The following is a 15,524-nucleotide window of genomic DNA, read 5'->3' on the forward strand; positions in this document are numbered from 1 at the left end:
TGATGGCTAAAGTTAAAATCAAGCAGATTGGATCTCCGATCCGTCGTCCGGAATCCCAGCGCAAGACGCTGATCGGTCTCGGTCTCAACAAGATGCACCGCGTTTCCGAGCTGGAAGATACAGCTGAAGTCCGCGGCATGATCAATAAAGTACACCATCTGGTGGAGGTTGTTGAAGGGTAAAACCCGAAACTTCCGTGCGAATAAAAGCGAAAGCGAGTACACGACATGAAATTAAACGAACTTAGAGATAATGATGGCGCGCGCAAATCGCGCATGCGCGTTGGCCGGGGCATTGGCTCGGGCAAAGGCAAAACCGCTGGACGTGGCCAAAAAGGCCAGAAATCCCGTTCCGGTGTCGCTATCAAGGGCTTCGAAGGCGGCCAGATGCCGCTCCACATGCGTCTTCCAAAGCGTGGTTTCAACAACCCGTTCGGTACCGACTATGCGGAAGTGAACCTGGGCATGATCCAGAAGTTCATCGACAGCAAAAGCCTTGCCAACAAGGGCACGATCGATCACGCGACTTTGAAAGCCGCTGGTCTGGCCCGTGGCGGCAAGGACGGTGTTCGTCTGCTTGCCAAGGGCGAATTGAAGGCGAAAATCACGATCACCGTTGCAGGCGCTTCGAAAGCCGCTGTTGCAGCGGTTGAAAAAGCCGGCGGCAAGGTTGAAATTCTTCCAGCGGGTGGCGAACGCCGTCCCAAAGGCGAGAAAAAAGCTGTTGCTTCCAAGCCTGCTCGCGAGAAAAAAGCCGCGAACCGCGCGAAAAAGAAAGACTGATCTTCGAGAGGCGCTGGTTTTAGCGCCTCTTTTTCTGGCCCCTTGTTTTTGATGTACTAACATCCGATATGGGGCGGGTTGCATAGCTTTATAAACAGCTATTCATCTCCGGAGATTGCAACAAAACGCAATAGTTGGAGATGGGCCTCTGCCCAAGCAGGGGCGCGTTGCAAACTAATTTTGGGGCAGGGAAGTCAAGCATGGCATCAAGAGCCGATCAGGTCGCAGCCAATCTAAGCCTGGCGAAATTCGGGCAAGCCACCGAATTGCGCAAACGCATCTGGTTCACGCTCGGTGCGCTCGTCATTTTCCGTCTGCTCAGCTTTGTACCGCTGCCGGGCGTCGATCCTGTTGTCCTCGCAGATCTTTATGATCAGACCCGTGGCGGCGTGCTCGATATTTTCAATACATTTTCCGGTGGTTCGCTGGAGCGGATGAGCCTGATCGCCCTGGGCGTCATGCCCTATATTACAGCCTCGATTGTGGTTCAGCTGGCCGCAGCACTGTCGCCGACGCTGGCCGCCATCAAAAAAGATGGCGAAGCAGGCCGCAAGAAGCTCAACCAATATACCCGTTACGGCACGGTCGGCCTGACCGCCGTACAGGGCTATTTCATTGCCGTCGGTCTGGAAAGCTTCGCGTCCCAGTCGGGCCTGCAAGCCGTGGTCGAACCCGGCTACATGTTCCGCGTTGGCGCGGTCATCAGTTTGGTCGGCGGAACATTGTTCCTGATGTGGCTGGGTGAACAGATCACCAGCCGCGGAATCGGCAATGGTATTTCCCTGATCATCATGGCCGGCATTGTCGCCCAGATGCCGACCTTTGTCGGAAACCTGCTCGAGGGCAGCCGCACGGGTTCGTTCAGTCCGCTGCTGATTGTCGGACTGATCGCGATGGTCGTCGGACTGGTATTGTTCATCTGCTTCATGGAGCGAGCCCAACGAAGGGTGCTTATCCAGTATCCCAAGCGCGCCACGCAACATGGTGTGATGCAGGCCGACCGCAGCCATCTGCCGCTGAAGGTCAACACCGCCGGTGTTATCCCTCCGATTTTCGCTTCTTCGCTGTTGCTGATGCCGTTGACGGTTAGCCAGTTTGCCGGAAACGCGACCGCGGGTGAATCGGCCTTTGGTGATTTCGTCATCATGCTCAACCAGTATCTGGCCCATGGGCAACCACTATATATGCTGCTTTATGCATCGGGGATTATTTTCTTCTGTTTCTTCTACACCGCGGTTGTGTTCAATCCCGAAGAGACGGCTGAAAACCTGAAGAAAAACGGTGGCTTCATTCCGGGCATTCGTCCGGGCAAGAATACGGCTGATTATCTCGATTATGTGCTCACCCGGATCACCGTGGTCGGCGCCGCCTATCTGGCGTTGGTCTGTGTCTTGCCGGAATATGTCATGGCGCAAACCAATCTTCCGCTTTTCTTCCTGGGCGGTACGAGCCTGCTGATCATCGTCAATGTCACCGTCGACACGGTGACCCAGATCCAGAGCCATTTGCTGGCACTGCAATATGGCGATCTGCTGAAGAAAGCGAAACTCAAGGGCGGTCGCCGTAGACGGTAACGTTCGAACGCGCTAGTTCCATACCAGAATCATTTCACGACAACGGGGGTTATTGCATGGACATCATCTTGTTGGGGCCACCAGGTGCCGGAAAGGGTACCCAGGCATCCCGCCTAGAAGACGAACATGGCATGGTACAGTTATCCACCGGCGATATGCTCCGGGCGGCGGTGAAAGCCGGCACCGAAGTGGGCTTGAAAGCCAAGGCATTGATGGATGCTGGCGAACTGGTCCCTGACGAGGTCGTATCGGGTATTATCGGCGACAAGCTGGACGAGCTCGGACCGGAGAAAGGCGTTATCTTTGACGGTTATCCCCGGACAGCCGCGCAGGCAGCCTCGCTTGACGAGATATTGTCGGCAAGAAACCGCGCACTGGCCCATGTGATCGAACTTGCCGTCGACGAAGACGCGCTGGTTGAACGGATCGTTGGCCGCTTCACTTGCGGCAATTGCGGTGAAGGTTATCACGACAAATTCAAACAGCCTGCCAAAGAAGGTGTCTGCGATGTGTGCGGCAAGAGCGAATTCAAGCGCCGGCCCGACGACAATGAAGAAACGGTGCGGACCCGAATGAAAGAATATCGCGCCAAGACAGCGCCCATTCTGCCGATTTATGAAGCGCGCAAGATCGTGCGCAAGGTGAACGGCATGGGCAGCATGGCAGAAGTCAATAATGCGATCGAGGCCGTCCTTTCGCTCTGAACTGATTTCACAGGAGGCGAGTTCATGATCAAGCAGATATCCCGCGCAATTCTGTTGGCCGCTGTGCTATCGTGTGCAACAGCAGCGCAAGCCGAGGTGACGAACACCGCAGAAAACGGCTTTACCGTGCAACATGAAGCAGTGATTTCGGGCGATAACGAGGCAGTCTGGAAAGCGATGATTGCACCGTCGCGCTATTGGAGCAGCGACCACAGCTGGACCGGTAATGCCGAAAACTTCTATCTGATACCGCAAGCGGGCGGTTGCTTTTGCGAACTGATCCGAACCACTTCGGACGACAATATCAAATCATCGGATGGCAGCGTTCAGCACATGCGGGTGATTTTTGCGCACAATAACAAAATGCTCCGTCTATCCGGTGCGTTGGGACCTTTGCAGGGCGAGGCGGTAACCGGCACGCTGACCATGCTGCTCCAGCCACAAGGCGATGCCACCGCGGTTCGGTTCACTTACAAAGTGGGCGGCTATATGGAGTTTCCGGTCGATCAGATCGCTCCGGCGGTGGATGGCGTGATCGGACAGCAACTCGCTCGCCTATCAGCTTTGTTTGCTGACCCGGAAGCGCCCGATGCCAGTCCGCCAGAGGGATCCGCTGATCCAACCGACGGCGAAGAAAGCGGCTCCACCGGAAGCAAAGACCCTAACTGAATTCTTCTTAATTGCCGGGCTTTACAACGCGGTCTAATAGTTGAATGGTAGTTTCATGTTCGTTGCCGATTTGAGGAGGTCTTCAACGATAATCGGGTCGGGCAGATATTCACTTCGAGGGGGTTAGACTATGGCTGTAACCGATCATGTAGATTTTCCGACATTCATGGAAGGCGTAAAAAAACGCAATCCGGGGCAACCTGAATTTGTTCAGGCGGTGCAGGAAGTCGCGATGGATATATTCGATTTCATCGAGGACAAGGAAGCCTATCACACAGCGCAGATATTGCGGCGTATCGCCGAACCCGATCGGGTGGTGTCTTTCCGGGTCTGCTGGGAAGATGACAATCACTGTGTCCGCGTCCAGCGAGGTTACCGGATCCAGAATAACAATGCCATCGGCCCCTATAAAGGCGGCATCCGTTTCCACCCGAGCGTTACCGAAAGCGTGTTGAAGTTCCTGGCGTTCGAACAGACGTTCAAGAACTCGCTCACCGGACTGCCGATGGGTGGCGGCAAGGGCGGCGCGAACTTCAACCCCAAAGGCAAGTCCGACGCCGAGGTCATGCGCTTCTGCCAGTCATTCATGACCGAGCTCTACCGCCACATCGGACCGGACACGGATGTTCCTGCCGGTGATATCGGTGTGGGCGGACGCGAAATCGGTTATATGTTCGGCCAGTACAAACGCATCACCAATCGCTGGGAAGGCGTGCTGACCGGCAAGGGTATCGAGTATGGCGGATCGCAGATGCGTCCCGAGGCGACCGGCTATGGCGCGGTCTATTTCATGGAAAATATGCTGAAGCACAGAAAAGACGCTATCGCAGGCAAGACTGCGGTGATTTCCGGTTCCGGCAACGTGGCTACCCACGCAGCCGAGCAGATCACCAAGCAAGGCGGCAAGGTGCTTACCCTCTCGGACAGCGGCGGGTTCATTCATGACCCGGATGGCATTGATCAGGACAAGATCGACTGGATCAAGGATCTCAAGAACAACAAACGCGGTCGGATCAGCGAATATGCCGATCATTTCACCGGCGCATCCTATCATGAAGGCAAGCGTCCCTGGAACGTGCCCTGTGATCTGGCATTGCCCTGTGCAACGCAGAATGAGCTTGATGAGTCCGAAGCCAAAGAACTGGTCAGCAATGGTGTGGTCGCGGTGTCAGAAGGCGCGAACATGCCGACAACGCTGGAAGGTGTTCATGTCTTCCACGATGCCAAGATCATGTACGGTCCGGGCAAGGCGGCTAATGCCGGCGGCGTCGCGGTATCCGGTCTTGAAATGAGCCAGAACGCTGAACGGATCAGCTGGAACCACGCGCGGCTCGGCGAGATGCTGACCGACTTGATGGAAGGCATTCACGGCAAATGTGTCGAATATGGCGATCAGGGCGATGGCTATGTTGACTATGTGAAGGGCGCCAATATTGCCGGCTTCAAGAAAGTGGCCGACGCCATGCTCGCTTATGGTGTCGTCTAGGCCATAATTATCTTGCGCAAAAAAGCGCCATCGGCCAGATCACCGTCGATGGCGCAAACAAATATCCCCAAGGAAAAACGGCTTCGCAGGAAGCTCAAGGAGCCCTGTGAAATCGGCTGGTGCGAGCTGATTGACTTGCCCGGGCTCGGCGTAAAAAATCTGCACGCCAAGGTCGATACCGGCGCCGGAACTTCCTCGCTCCACGCCACGCGGATCAAGCCATTCGAAAAAGATGGCCAGAATTATGTTCAATTTACCATCCCGATGGGAACAGGTATTGCCGACTATCATTGTGAAGCGCGGGTCTACGGTCGGCGCAGAATAAAGAGCAGTAATGGTGTCATGCAGACACGATATGTGATAGAGACAGTGATGAAGCTCGGGCCGCTGGAATGGGTCGGGCATATGACGCTTGCCAACCGGCAATCGATGATTTTTCCGGTCCTGATAGGTCGCCGGGCGCTGAAGCGGGGTTTCCTCGTCAACAGCGCCAAGCGCTGGATGCTGGGCCGCCATGAAGAAAGATAATATATGAAAATCGCCATGCTTGCCCGCAACCCGAAACTCTACTCGCACAAACGCCTGGTCGAAGCGGCCGAAGAGCGCGGGCATGAAATGAGAATACTCAACACATTGCGCTGCACGATGAACATCACGTCGCATCGACCGAGCATATTGTACAATGGCGAAACGCTGACCGGTTTTGATGCGGTGATCCCGCGTATCGGCGCGTCGATCACCCATTATGGCCTCGCTGTGCTGCGCCAGTTCGAGATGATGGGCGTATGGCCGCTGAATGAAAGCGTTGCCGTCGGCCGTTCGCGCGACAAGCTGCGCTCGATGCAGATTTTTGCCAAACATGGCCTCGGCTTGCCGGTTACCGCTTTTGCCCACGACCCGAGGCAGACCGACGAAGTGCTCAAGATTGTCGGCGGCGCGCCTGCGGTTATCAAACTGCTTGAAGGAACCCAGGGCATCGGTGTGGTGCTCGGCGAAACCGCCAATAGCGCAAAATCGGTGGTTGAGGCTTTTCGGGGTCTGAACGTCAATATCCTGGTCCAGGAATTCATCAAGGAAGCGGGCTCCAGCGACATCCGGATTTTCGTAGTCGGCGGCAAGGTTGTCGCGGCAATGATGCGGACCGGCGCGGAAGGCGATTTCCGTTCCAACCTGCATCGCGGCGGATCGGCGAAAATGGTCAAGATAACTCCGGAAGAGCGGTCCACAGCGATCCGGGCCGCGAAGGTCATGGGGCTGAACGTAGCCGGCGTTGACATTTTACGCGCCAACCACGGACCGGTAATTATGGAAGTGAACAGCTCGCCGGGTCTCGAAGGTATTGAAGCGGCGACAGGCAAGGATGTCGCTGGCCAGATTATCGAATTTATCGAAGCCAAGGCCAAGACCGGCAATACCAAGACCAAGGGTAAAGGTTGATACCGACGTTGGTCAAAGCCGCATAATGCAAGTCCGGCAAGCACAAGACGCCGTCAGCCGCTCGTTTGTCGGTGGTGGGCCGGGTGTTATCTATTCGGGGTTGATCTGGATAGTTGCCGGATTTGTATATTTGCGCAGTGATGTGAACACGGCTTTCATCGTGCTGTTTCTCGGCGGGATGACCATCTTTCCGGTTTCGGCCTTGTTGTCGCGGATCCTTTTCCATCGCCCCAACCTGTCTTCGGACAACCCGCTCGGGATGCTAGGACTGGAGAGCACGATCGCCATGCTCGCCGGCCTGTTTGCCGCATGGCTATTTCTGCCGCTGGAATCTTCCTATGTGCTGCCACTGGCAGCCATTGCGGTCGGGGTGCATTATTTTGCTTTCGCCACCTTATACGGCGACAGAATATATTGGCTGTTGGCGGCTCTGATCTCAGCTGTCGGCTTCGCAGGGATATACGCACCCGAAGCCATCCCCGGCGGGATGCTGTTCGCCGTTGGCGTCATCGAACTGGTGATTGGACTTATGTTGTCCGCGAGGGCCTTGAAACCTTGACGGCCGATTGGTGTAAATGCCGCAGCCAGTCTAGATAACCTCATCCTCGTCGAGCAGTTGATTGCCGGTTATCGCATCCTCGATTTTTTCCAGTCGTTCACCCACCGTGTCGAATATCCTCACTTCGGCGATGTGCAAAAGCGCATCACCCTGATTGACGACGGGCAGGTTGCTATGGCCGATGACGATCCCGTCAACCGGTGACAGGATTGCTTCCTCGCCATCTCCAAATATATCGCTGATAAAGGCAACAGCATCGCCCTTGTGGACTTTGCTGCCGGAAGGAGAAACCATGCGGCAAATCCCGCCTCTGGTCGAGCGCAGCCAGACCGTGCGGGTTGTCTGGGCTGGCGGCACCCCCCGTTTGCCGAGCCGTTTGGTCTCGATCATCTCCAGTTTCTTGAGCACCCGCAAGATACCGTTGACCCCGGTGAGAACGGAAAATTCGTCGAACCGCAGCGCTTCTCCGGCTTCCATCAACAGCATGTCGACGCCGGCTTCCCTAGCCAGAGCGCGGAGGGAACCGGGACGCAGTTCCGCTTCAATGACGACGGGTGGTCCAAATTCGAGCGCCAGCTCCTTGAGTTCGGGATTGCCCGAAGCGATGCGGATCTGGGGCAGGTTATAGCGGTGCTGCGCAGCGCTGTGGATATCGATGCCCAGAGAACAATGGTCGATGATCTCGGTCGAGAAAATATTGGCCAGCTGCGACGCCAGAGAACCTTTTTCGGTGCCGGGAAAGGACCGGTTTAGATCGCGGCGATCGGGCAGATAGCGGCTATGGGTGATGAACCCGAACATATTGACCACCGGCACGAATATCACGGTACCGGCCATCCGCTTCGGATGGAGTTTTTTCATCACCCGGCGGATGATCTCGGTGCCGATAATTTCATCGCCGTGGATCGCCGCGCTGACAAAAATCGTCGGCCCGGTGCGCTTTCCGTGAAACACGCGCACTTCCATACTGGCCTGCATGCCAGCCGACAGGTCGCTTACCGGAATCGCGATTTTTGCGCTGGTACCCGGCGCGACCGTGGTGCCGCTAATTTCGAAGAGATCATATTTGTTACGGATCGTCACAGCTGTCCCCCATCTGTCCCGTTCTATTCCGAGTGTCCCGCCCATTTTGCAAGGTAAAACAACCTGCCACCGAGCAGCGTGTATTCCATTCTATCCCAAATTCGATCAAATTGATCGCCGTCCTGCCGAAGCCGCCAATTTGTCTGCGTCTGTCAGGCTAGAGGGCCGCAGCTACCAATATGCCGAGATAAACAAAATAGCCGGCCACCATCAACAAGCCGGCCACCCGTCCAAAGCGCCGGTAGAAAAAGCAAATCAGCAACAGCAGGACAGCAGAGCCAGCCATCACCGGGAGATCACGGGTGATCAGGTCATCCGGGATCGCACCGGGAGCGAGCAACATGGTCGCACCGCCGATACCCAGTATATTATAGATATTCGATCCGATGACATTGCCAAAGGCAACCTCGGCCTGTTTGCGCCAGGCCGCAATGATGGTGGTGACCAGTTCTGGCAGCGACGTCCCTACCGCGACAATGGTCAGGCCGATAAGGGTTTCGGACAGGCCGAATATTCTGGCGATGTCGACCGCGGCACCGACGAGCAGATGTCCGCCCCCGATCAGAACCACAAGTCCGAGCAGGGTGAATGCGACCGGCTTGCCCCAACCATTGCGTTTCCCGTGCAAGGTGGGGTCCGCCAGTTCCAGCGCAACCGCCTTGTCCAGCGGGGCCACATGGTCGGCTCCGGCTTGTCGCTCGATGCGTTTCTCCTGACGGTAACAATAGACAATATAGGCCGCGAGGCTGGCAAGCATTACCAATCCGAACTGAAATGCGCCGTTTCCGCTTATCGCCAGTATCATCAGAAAGACCGAAGCGGCGATGGCTATCAGGGGATCGCGCAATATTTTCCCCTGACCCAGAATGATCGGGGTGATCGCGGCGGCCATGCCCAATATCAGCAGGCTGTTGGCGATGTTGGAACCGACGATATTGCCCCAGGCAATTCCGGGCGCGTTGCGCAATGCGGCTTCGACACTGGTGACCAGCTCCGGCATGGATGTACCAAAACCGACAATCACCAGTCCGACGATCAGCGGTGTTACCCGCGCACGCTCCGCCAGTTGCACCGCCCCGCGAACAAGCAGTTCCCCGCCGACGACCAGTGCCGCCAATCCGGCGACAGCTGTCAAAAGCAATATCAACATTTTTGAAACAGTCTTTCCAAGAAGCGCGTAGCGTGGCGAACAATGGCCTAACTGGCGCGAGGAGCGTCTATCTATCCAAACCGGACATAGATCAAATAGAAGCATTGTGGCAATATCAATAGATTTTATGAATGAACGTTTTTGCCGCGACATGTTTTTTTGATGATAATGTTCGGGGAAGCAGCTAAGAAAGGACAAGGCGAAACATCATTCCCTTAACATTTCGTAATTGCTTGATCCCCGCGCTTGACAGCGACACCGACTCGCCCTACCTGAGAACTATTCGAAATCCAACACAACCGGCAGCGCCCTTCGTGCGTCCGCTGGTTTTGTGCGTTTTGGGTGTGTTTTTAACGACTTGGCGATGAGATAGGGCCCGACGAATCGGTTCCTGTGGAGCATGGAGAAAAATATTGGCACGTATTGCTGGGGTAAATATCCCCACTAACAAGCGCGTAATCATTGCGCTCACCTACATTCACGGTATCGGACGCACCGCTGCGGCTGACATTGTCGAAAAATTGAAGATTGATCCAGCCCGCCGGGTTCAGGACCTTACCGATCAGGAAGTTTTGCACATTCGGGAAACGATTGATGCCGAGCATACGGTTGAAGGCGATTTGCGGCGTGAAGTTGCAATGAACATCAAGCGTCTGATGGATCTGGCCTGCTATCGCGGCCTGCGTCACCGTAAAGGCCTGCCAGTTCGCGGACAGCGTACGCATACCAATGCGCGCACTCGCAAGGGCAAGCCAAAGGCGATCGCCGGCAAAAAGAAATAAGACTTGTCTTCGGATAAGTATCTTCAAGATATTAGGTAGGAATTCATCACATGGCACGCGAACCGCAGCGCATAAAGAAGAGCGCGCGCAAAAACATTTCGGCAGGCGTAGCGCACGTCAACGCCACATTTAACAACACGATGGTCACCATCACCGATGCCCAGGGCAATGCGATAAGCTGGTCCTCCGCAGGCATGATGGGTTTCAAGGGCTCTCGTAAATCGACACCTTATGCAGCACAGGTTGCAGCGGAAGACGCCGGGAAAAAAGCGGCTGACCACGGTGTGCGTACGCTTGAAGTCGAAGTGAAAGGCCCCGGCTCCGGTCGTGAATCGGCCCTTCGTGCGCTTCAGGCCGTTGGCTTCACGATCACATCGATCCGTGATGTCACACCCATTCCGCATAACGGCGTTCGTCCATCAAAAAGACGCCGCGTCTAGTATTGCTTGAGCTTTTGAGGCGGGCAGGCTGGCCAGTCTCACATTTTACCATTCAGAGCGGAAATTTCGTCCAAACCCGCTCTTTGAACCATTAGGGGAAGTCCATGACTGTCAATATGAAGAACTGGCAAGAACTGAAGAAGCCCAACGTCCTCGACATCAAGCCCGGCGGAGATCCGAAGCGCAAGGCAACTTTTGTTGCCGAACCTCTGGAACGCGGTTTTGGTCTGACCATGGGCAACGCGCTACGCCGCGTGCTTCTGTCTTCGCTCCAGGGCGCGGCAGTAACTTCGATCAAGATCGAAAACGCGCTGCACGAATTTTCGTCGCTTCCCGGTGTCCGTGAAGATGTCACCGACATTGTCCTGAACATCAAGCAGATCGCTCTGAAAATGGAGAGCGAAGATGCCAAGCGTTTGCAGCTTTCCGCAACCGGTCCCGGTGAAGTCAAAGCGGGCGACATCGCTGTCTCCGGCGACATTGAAATCATGAACCCTGAAATGGTCATTTGCCATCTCGATGAAGGCGCTTCGCTGAACATGGAACTGACCGTCAACGTCGGCAAGGGCTATGTTCCTGCGGTTGCCAACCGTCCAGCAGACGCACCGATCGGCTTGATCCCGATTGATTCGCTTTACTCGCCGGTTCGTCAGGTTTCCTACAAGGTCGACAATGCCCGCGTTGGTCAGGAACTCGATTTTGACAAGCTGAACCTCACCATCGAAACCGATGGTACGGTCACCCCGGAAGATGCGATTGCCTATGCAGCCCGCATTTTGCAGGACCAGTTGCAGCTTTTCGTGCACTTCGAAGAAGCTCTCGAGCAAGTGTCTTCGCCGATCGGTATGGCCGCTCAGCAAAGCCAGGCAGAAAGCGATGCCAACCAGCTCAACCGCTATCTTCTCAAGAAGGTCGACGAACTGGAACTCAGCGTTCGCTCCGCCAATTGCCTCAAGAACGACAATATCATCTATATTGGCGATCTCGTGCAGAAGACCGAAGCCGAAATGCTGCGTACACCAAACTTTGGCCGCAAGTCTTTGAACGAAATCAAGGAAGTGCTTTCCAGCATGGGTCTGCGTCTCGGCATGGACATCCCTGGATGGCCACCTGAAAATATCGAAGAAATGGCCAAGAAGCTGGAACAAGAGCTACTCGGTTAGTTTTACCGTTAAAATCCCGGCGCAAGTCGGGATGGCGACAAAGGGGCGACTGGTGATGTCCCATAAAAATCACCTGCTGCGGGGTACCTGATACGGCCCCTTAACGAACGAAGGAAATGATATGCGTCATAGAATGAAGGGCCGCCGGATGCAGCGGACCGGTGCTCACCGTCAGGCTCTGCTGAAGAACCTCGCGGCGGCGCTGATCAAGCACGAACAGATCATGACGACTGTACCAAAGGCCAAGGAATTGCGCCCCGTAGTCGAAAAACTGATTACGCTCGGTAAAAGAGGTGGCCTGTCCAACCGTCGTCTCGCGCATTCGCGTTTGATGGACGAGACCCAGGAAAAGAAGCTTTTCGAAGTTCTGGCCGATCGTTACAGCGAACGCAATGGCGGTTATACCCGCATCATTCGCGCCGGTTTCCGCGCCTCAGACGCTGCGCCAATGGCGATAATCGAGCTGGTTGACCGCGATGTGGATGCCAAGGGTCAGGACAGCGGACCGGATCAAAACGCCCAGGATGAATACGAAGAAGCTTAAGCCCTTCATCCCTGATACAGTTTCAATTGATATGAGAGACCGTGAGCGATAAGCTCGCGGTCTCTTTTGTTTTGTCGGGGTATATATGCGCAGTTTTACGGTTTTGACTATGGCCATTGGGTTGGCCGCAACTTCACCTGCGTTGGCAGCGGGTCATCAAAGCAAGGAAAGCCCGCTGACATATCCAGAAACCAGGACCGTTGATGTCGTCGACGAGCAATTTGGCGAATATATTTCCGATCCCTATCGCTGGCTGGAAAATGACGTTCGCGAGGATGCCGAGGTTGCTGAATGGGTGAAGGCACAGAATGCGGTGACCGATGCCTATCTCGAAAAGCTGCCGGGTCGGGAAATTCTGGCGCAATCGATGGAAGAATTGTTCGATTTCGACGATCTCGGTATTCCGGTCGAAGCCGGCGGGAAATATTTCTACGAGCGCAAAAGCGGCGGTCAGAATCAGGCGGTACTCTATGTCCGCGATGGCGCAGACGGTGAAGAACGGGTGCTGATAGATCCTGCTGGCTGGTCAGAAGACGGTGCGACCGCGCTCGCCTCTTGGAAACCATCCAGTGACGGCAGCCTTCTGGTTTACGCGATTCAGGATGGCGGGTCTGACTGGCGGACGTTGAAAATCCTTGACGTGAATACGGGTGAAGTCAAACCTGACACCGTCGAATGGGCCAAGTTTACCGATCTTGCGTGGATGCCCAAAAACATCGGATTTCTCTATTCCCGCTTTCCCGAACCGAAGGAAGGCGCAGCCTTTCAGTCGCTGAATGCGGATCATGCCGTCTATATGCACAGTATCGGCTCGGATCAGACAAAGGATGTCAAAATCTATGCGACACCCGATCAGCCCGAACTCAACCATATCGCAGAACTGACCTCGGACAAGGAATGGGTGGTCATCACGTCGTCTTCGGGTACCGATGAACGCCATGAAATCACGCTGATCAAGGTCGATGCACCCAGGCTCGCAACGCGCAAACTGGTCACGGGTTTTACAAATGACTGGCGCCTGATCGACGGCGTTGGCGACACGTTATATTTCGCGACCAACATGGACGCACCGCGGCTGCGTGTGGTCAAAACCGACCTGAGCGCGGAAGAACCGGAGTTTGTCGAGCTGGTTGCGGAGAGCGATGCGGTTGTCGACGGTGCAAAGATCGTCGGCGACCGGCTGGTGATCAGCTATCTCGTCGATGCCAAAAGCCAGCTTTCCATTTTCGATCTCGAGGGCGAGGCGCATGGCACGCTTGATCTTCCCGGACCGGGGCAGGTGGGTAGTCTCGGTGGCTCGATCAATAGCGATGAAGGATTTTTCAGCTTTCAAAGTTTTAACCGGCCCACGACGGTTTTCCGCTACGAACCGGATTTGCCGCCGACTATCTGGGCAGAACCTTCCTTGCCCTTTGATCCAGAGACTGTGGAAGTGACACAGCGCTTTTACGAGAGCAAGGATGGCACCAAGGTTCCGATGTTCCTGGTTCATATGAAAGACCAAGATCTGTCGCAGGGCGCACCAACGCTGCTCTATGGCTATGGCGGGTTCAACATCTCGGTGTTGCCGCAGTATAAGCCGGCCTGGATGGCGTGGATAAAGGCGGGCGGCGTGTTTGCCTCAGCCAATCTTCGCGGTGGCGGCGAATATGGCAAGGAGTGGCATGATGGTGGCCGCTTGCAGAACAAGCAGAATGTCTTTGACGATTTTATCGCCGCTGGCGAATATCTGCTGACCATGGGCATCACCTCGCAAAACGGACTAGCCATCGAAGGCCGGTCCAATGGCGGACTGCTGGTCGGTGCCGTGATCAATCAGCGGCCCGACCTGTTCACTGCCGGTCACGCTGCGGTCGGGGTGATGGATATGCTCCGTTTCGACCGGTTTACCGCCGGACGCTACTGGGTTGATGACTATGGCTATCCGGACAAGGAGCAGGATTTCAAGACCCAACTCGGCTATTCTCCCTATCATAATCTGAAAGACGGAATCGATTATCCGGCGTTGATTGTCTCTACCGCCGATACCGATGACCGGGTAGTTCCCGGGCATAGCTTCAAATATACCGCACGACTGCAGGCGTTGGACGCTGGCGATAAACCCCATCTCATCCGCATTGAAACCCGGGCCGGTCACGGCAGCGGCAAACCGACGGATAAGGTGATTGAAGAATATTCGGATATCTACGCCTTTTTGGCACACGCGATCGGGTTTGGGTTGGACAAATAACGTGTTTTGCACCGTTTGCCGCTGGATGGGGCACGAATATCGGTAGTTATATAGCTGTTCATAAAAATAGCCTGTAACATGAACGTTTCCTGTCGAGCCAGTTCAGCCTTCACTCAAACCCAATCACCTAAAAGGGCTTTGCAAGCTCGGGAAGAGGTTTCGGGCAGTGTGAAAGGAAAGTGGACATGAACAAGTTGAACAAAGCTCTTGTCGGAACCGCTGCTGCTGCTGCAATGGCCGTTTCCGCATCCCCCGCAATGGCCAAGGACGGCCGGAATAACGGCCCGAGCGCTGGCGAAGTTATCGCCGGTGTGGCGATCATCGGCGCCATCGCAGCGATCGCTAGTTCGGGTAACGATCGCGGTGACCGCTATGATGACCGGCGGTACTCGGATAACCGCTACAGGAACAACTACAGGCATATCAACCAGCGTCAGGCCGTGAACCGTTGTGTGCGCGCCGCCGAGAGCCAGGCCACACGGCGTGGCCGGGCAAGCGTAACCGACATCCGCGACATTGACCGGACGCGCTACGGCTATCGGGTCAAGGGCAGAATTCTGGTCGAACAGGGCCGCGGTCGCTATCAGAGGAACAGGTACTCCGACCAAGGCAAGTTCACCTGCTATATCGAAGGCAACCGGGTGAGCGACGTTCGGTTCAGCGGCCTCAAATACGCCCGGCGTTAATCGCTGTGAACGTTACTGAACAAAGGAAAATGGTTCAGCCTGGTGACAGGCTGGACCAACTATATTCGGTTCAATTGCAGGGTTCTCGTTCTGAAGTCTGCGCTCAATGGGGATATCAGACATGACCATAGCGACAAGAATTTCCGCCGCTGCAGCTTCCACTGCATTGATCTTTACCGGTATTTCACCAGCCATCGCTGCGCCGATGCATAGCGGCAGCGCGGTGGTAACGCCG

General features: G+C 55.3%; 17 protein-coding genes. 15 read left to right on the plus strand and 2 right to left on the minus strand.

Annotated features, from left to right (window positions below; translation table 11 throughout):
• The first annotated feature begins 2 nt into the window (after positions 1-2).
• From rpmD to WBM93_RS04095, 9 genes are all read left to right on the plus strand, one after another.
• The gene (gene rpmD / locus WBM93_RS04055; RefSeq protein ID WP_424428493.1) at positions 3-182 is read left to right on the plus strand and encodes a 50S ribosomal protein L30; all 180 of its coding nucleotides are present in this window, start codon (positions 3-5) and stop codon (positions 180-182) included.
• Between the two features lie 45 nt (positions 183-227).
• Positions 228-782, plus strand: coding sequence for a 50S ribosomal protein L15 (gene rplO, locus WBM93_RS04060; protein WP_424428496.1), 555 nt, complete (start codon positions 228-230; stop codon positions 780-782).
• 200 nt (positions 783-982) lie between these two features.
• The gene (gene secY, locus WBM93_RS04065) at positions 983-2,356 is read left to right on the plus strand and encodes a preprotein translocase subunit SecY (RefSeq protein ID WP_424428498.1); all 1,374 of its coding nucleotides are present in this window, start codon (positions 983-985) and stop codon (positions 2,354-2,356) included.
• A gap of 56 nt (positions 2,357-2,412) precedes the next feature.
• The gene (locus WBM93_RS04070; RefSeq protein WP_424428501.1) at positions 2,413-3,060 is read left to right on the plus strand and encodes an adenylate kinase; all 648 of its coding nucleotides are present in this window, start codon (positions 2,413-2,415) and stop codon (positions 3,058-3,060) included.
• Positions 3,061-3,084: 24 nt separating this feature from the next.
• A complete protein-coding gene (locus tag WBM93_RS04075; RefSeq protein WP_424428504.1) occupies positions 3,085-3,729 on the plus strand; it encodes a hypothetical protein in 645 nt (214 codons plus the stop codon).
• Positions 3,730-3,859: 130 nt separating this feature from the next.
• Positions 3,860-5,215: an NADP-specific glutamate dehydrogenase gene (gdhA, locus tag WBM93_RS04080; RefSeq protein WP_424428507.1), complete on the plus strand. Its 1,356-nt coding sequence runs from the start codon at positions 3,860-3,862 to the stop codon at positions 5,213-5,215.
• A 48-nt stretch (positions 5,216-5,263) separates the two neighbouring features.
• Entirely contained in the window at positions 5,264-5,743 is a 480-nt protein-coding gene (locus tag WBM93_RS04085) for an ATP-dependent zinc protease (RefSeq protein WP_424428510.1), read from the plus strand.
• Positions 5,744-5,746: 3 nt separating this feature from the next.
• The gene (gene rimK, locus WBM93_RS04090; protein WP_424428513.1) at positions 5,747-6,652 is read left to right on the plus strand and encodes a 30S ribosomal protein S6--L-glutamate ligase; all 906 of its coding nucleotides are present in this window, start codon (positions 5,747-5,749) and stop codon (positions 6,650-6,652) included.
• 25 nt (positions 6,653-6,677) lie between these two features.
• Positions 6,678-7,211, plus strand: coding sequence for a DUF7010 family protein (locus WBM93_RS04095; RefSeq protein WP_424428516.1), 534 nt, complete (start codon positions 6,678-6,680; stop codon positions 7,209-7,211).
• 30 nt (positions 7,212-7,241) lie between these two features.
• On the opposite strand, the gene WBM93_RS04100 is transcribed toward WBM93_RS04095, so the two are convergent.
• Positions 7,242-8,294: a succinylglutamate desuccinylase/aspartoacylase family protein gene (locus tag WBM93_RS04100; protein WP_424428519.1), complete on the minus strand. Its 1,053-nt coding sequence runs from the start codon at positions 8,292-8,294 to the stop codon at positions 7,242-7,244.
• Positions 8,295-8,451: 157 nt separating this feature from the next.
• Positions 8,452-9,444 (minus strand): calcium/sodium antiporter, encoded by a 993-nt coding sequence (locus WBM93_RS04105; protein ID WP_424428522.1) that lies wholly within the window; start codon positions 9,442-9,444, stop codon positions 8,452-8,454.
• Between the two features lie 413 nt (positions 9,445-9,857).
• Between WBM93_RS04105 and rpsM the strand changes: the two genes are divergently transcribed.
• The 6 genes from rpsM (at position 9,858) to WBM93_RS04135 (ending at position 15,289) form a co-directional block, all read left to right on the plus strand.
• The gene (rpsM, locus tag WBM93_RS04110) at positions 9,858-10,226 is read left to right on the plus strand and encodes a 30S ribosomal protein S13 (RefSeq protein ID WP_424428525.1); all 369 of its coding nucleotides are present in this window, start codon (positions 9,858-9,860) and stop codon (positions 10,224-10,226) included.
• A gap of 50 nt (positions 10,227-10,276) precedes the next feature.
• Positions 10,277-10,666: a 30S ribosomal protein S11 gene (gene rpsK, locus WBM93_RS04115; protein ID WP_067198370.1), complete on the plus strand. Its 390-nt coding sequence runs from the start codon at positions 10,277-10,279 to the stop codon at positions 10,664-10,666.
• 104 nt (positions 10,667-10,770) lie between these two features.
• Positions 10,771-11,829 carry a DNA-directed RNA polymerase subunit alpha gene (locus WBM93_RS04120; RefSeq protein ID WP_424428529.1) on the plus strand — a complete coding sequence of 353 codons (1,059 nt, stop codon included), beginning with the start codon at positions 10,771-10,773 and terminating at the stop codon, positions 11,827-11,829.
• A 121-nt stretch (positions 11,830-11,950) separates the two neighbouring features.
• Positions 11,951-12,373 carry a 50S ribosomal protein L17 gene (rplQ, locus tag WBM93_RS04125; protein ID WP_424428532.1) on the plus strand — a complete coding sequence of 141 codons (423 nt, stop codon included), beginning with the start codon at positions 11,951-11,953 and terminating at the stop codon, positions 12,371-12,373.
• 85 nt (positions 12,374-12,458) lie between these two features.
• On the plus strand, positions 12,459-14,603 hold the full coding sequence (locus WBM93_RS04130; RefSeq protein ID WP_424428535.1) for a prolyl oligopeptidase family serine peptidase: 2,145 nt from the start codon (positions 12,459-12,461) through the stop codon (positions 14,601-14,603).
• A gap of 185 nt (positions 14,604-14,788) precedes the next feature.
• Positions 14,789-15,289, plus strand: coding sequence for a hypothetical protein (locus tag WBM93_RS04135; RefSeq protein WP_424428537.1), 501 nt, complete (start codon positions 14,789-14,791; stop codon positions 15,287-15,289).
• Positions 15,290-15,524 lie beyond the last annotated feature (235 nt).

The organism is Parasphingorhabdus sp. (genome assembly GCF_049667325.1).
Lineage (GTDB): Bacteria > Pseudomonadota > Alphaproteobacteria > Sphingomonadales > Sphingomonadaceae > Parasphingorhabdus.

Bases quoted from the DNA above. Each gene is read 5' to 3' on its own strand.
- rpmD (WP_424428493.1), top strand. From the start codon at position 3: ATGGCTAAAGTTAAAATCAAGCAGATTGGATCTCCGATCCGTCGTCCG.
- rplO (WP_424428496.1), top strand. From the start codon at position 228: ATGAAATTAAACGAACTTAGAGATAATGATGGCGCGCGCAAATCGCGC.
- secY (WP_424428498.1), top strand. From the start codon at position 983: ATGGCATCAAGAGCCGATCAGGTCGCAGCCAATCTAAGCCTGGCGAAA.
- WBM93_RS04070 (WP_424428501.1), top strand. From the start codon at position 2,413: ATGGACATCATCTTGTTGGGGCCACCAGGTGCCGGAAAGGGTACCCAG.
- WBM93_RS04075 (WP_424428504.1), top strand. From the start codon at position 3,085: ATGATCAAGCAGATATCCCGCGCAATTCTGTTGGCCGCTGTGCTATCG.
- gdhA (WP_424428507.1), top strand. From the start codon at position 3,860: ATGGCTGTAACCGATCATGTAGATTTTCCGACATTCATGGAAGGCGTA.
- WBM93_RS04085 (WP_424428510.1), top strand. From the start codon at position 5,264: ATGGCGCAAACAAATATCCCCAAGGAAAAACGGCTTCGCAGGAAGCTC.
- rimK (WP_424428513.1), top strand. From the start codon at position 5,747: ATGAAAATCGCCATGCTTGCCCGCAACCCGAAACTCTACTCGCACAAA.
- WBM93_RS04095 (WP_424428516.1), top strand. From the start codon at position 6,678: ATGCAAGTCCGGCAAGCACAAGACGCCGTCAGCCGCTCGTTTGTCGGT.
- WBM93_RS04105 (WP_424428522.1), bottom strand. From the start codon at position 9,444: ATGTTGATATTGCTTTTGACAGCTGTCGCCGGATTGGCGGCACTGGTC.
- rpsK (WP_067198370.1), top strand. From the start codon at position 10,277: ATGGCACGCGAACCGCAGCGCATAAAGAAGAGCGCGCGCAAAAACATT.
- WBM93_RS04120 (WP_424428529.1), top strand. From the start codon at position 10,771: ATGACTGTCAATATGAAGAACTGGCAAGAACTGAAGAAGCCCAACGTC.
- rplQ (WP_424428532.1), top strand. From the start codon at position 11,951: ATGCGTCATAGAATGAAGGGCCGCCGGATGCAGCGGACCGGTGCTCAC.
- WBM93_RS04130 (WP_424428535.1), top strand. From the start codon at position 12,459: ATGCGCAGTTTTACGGTTTTGACTATGGCCATTGGGTTGGCCGCAACT.
- WBM93_RS04135 (WP_424428537.1), top strand. From the start codon at position 14,789: ATGAACAAGTTGAACAAAGCTCTTGTCGGAACCGCTGCTGCTGCTGCA.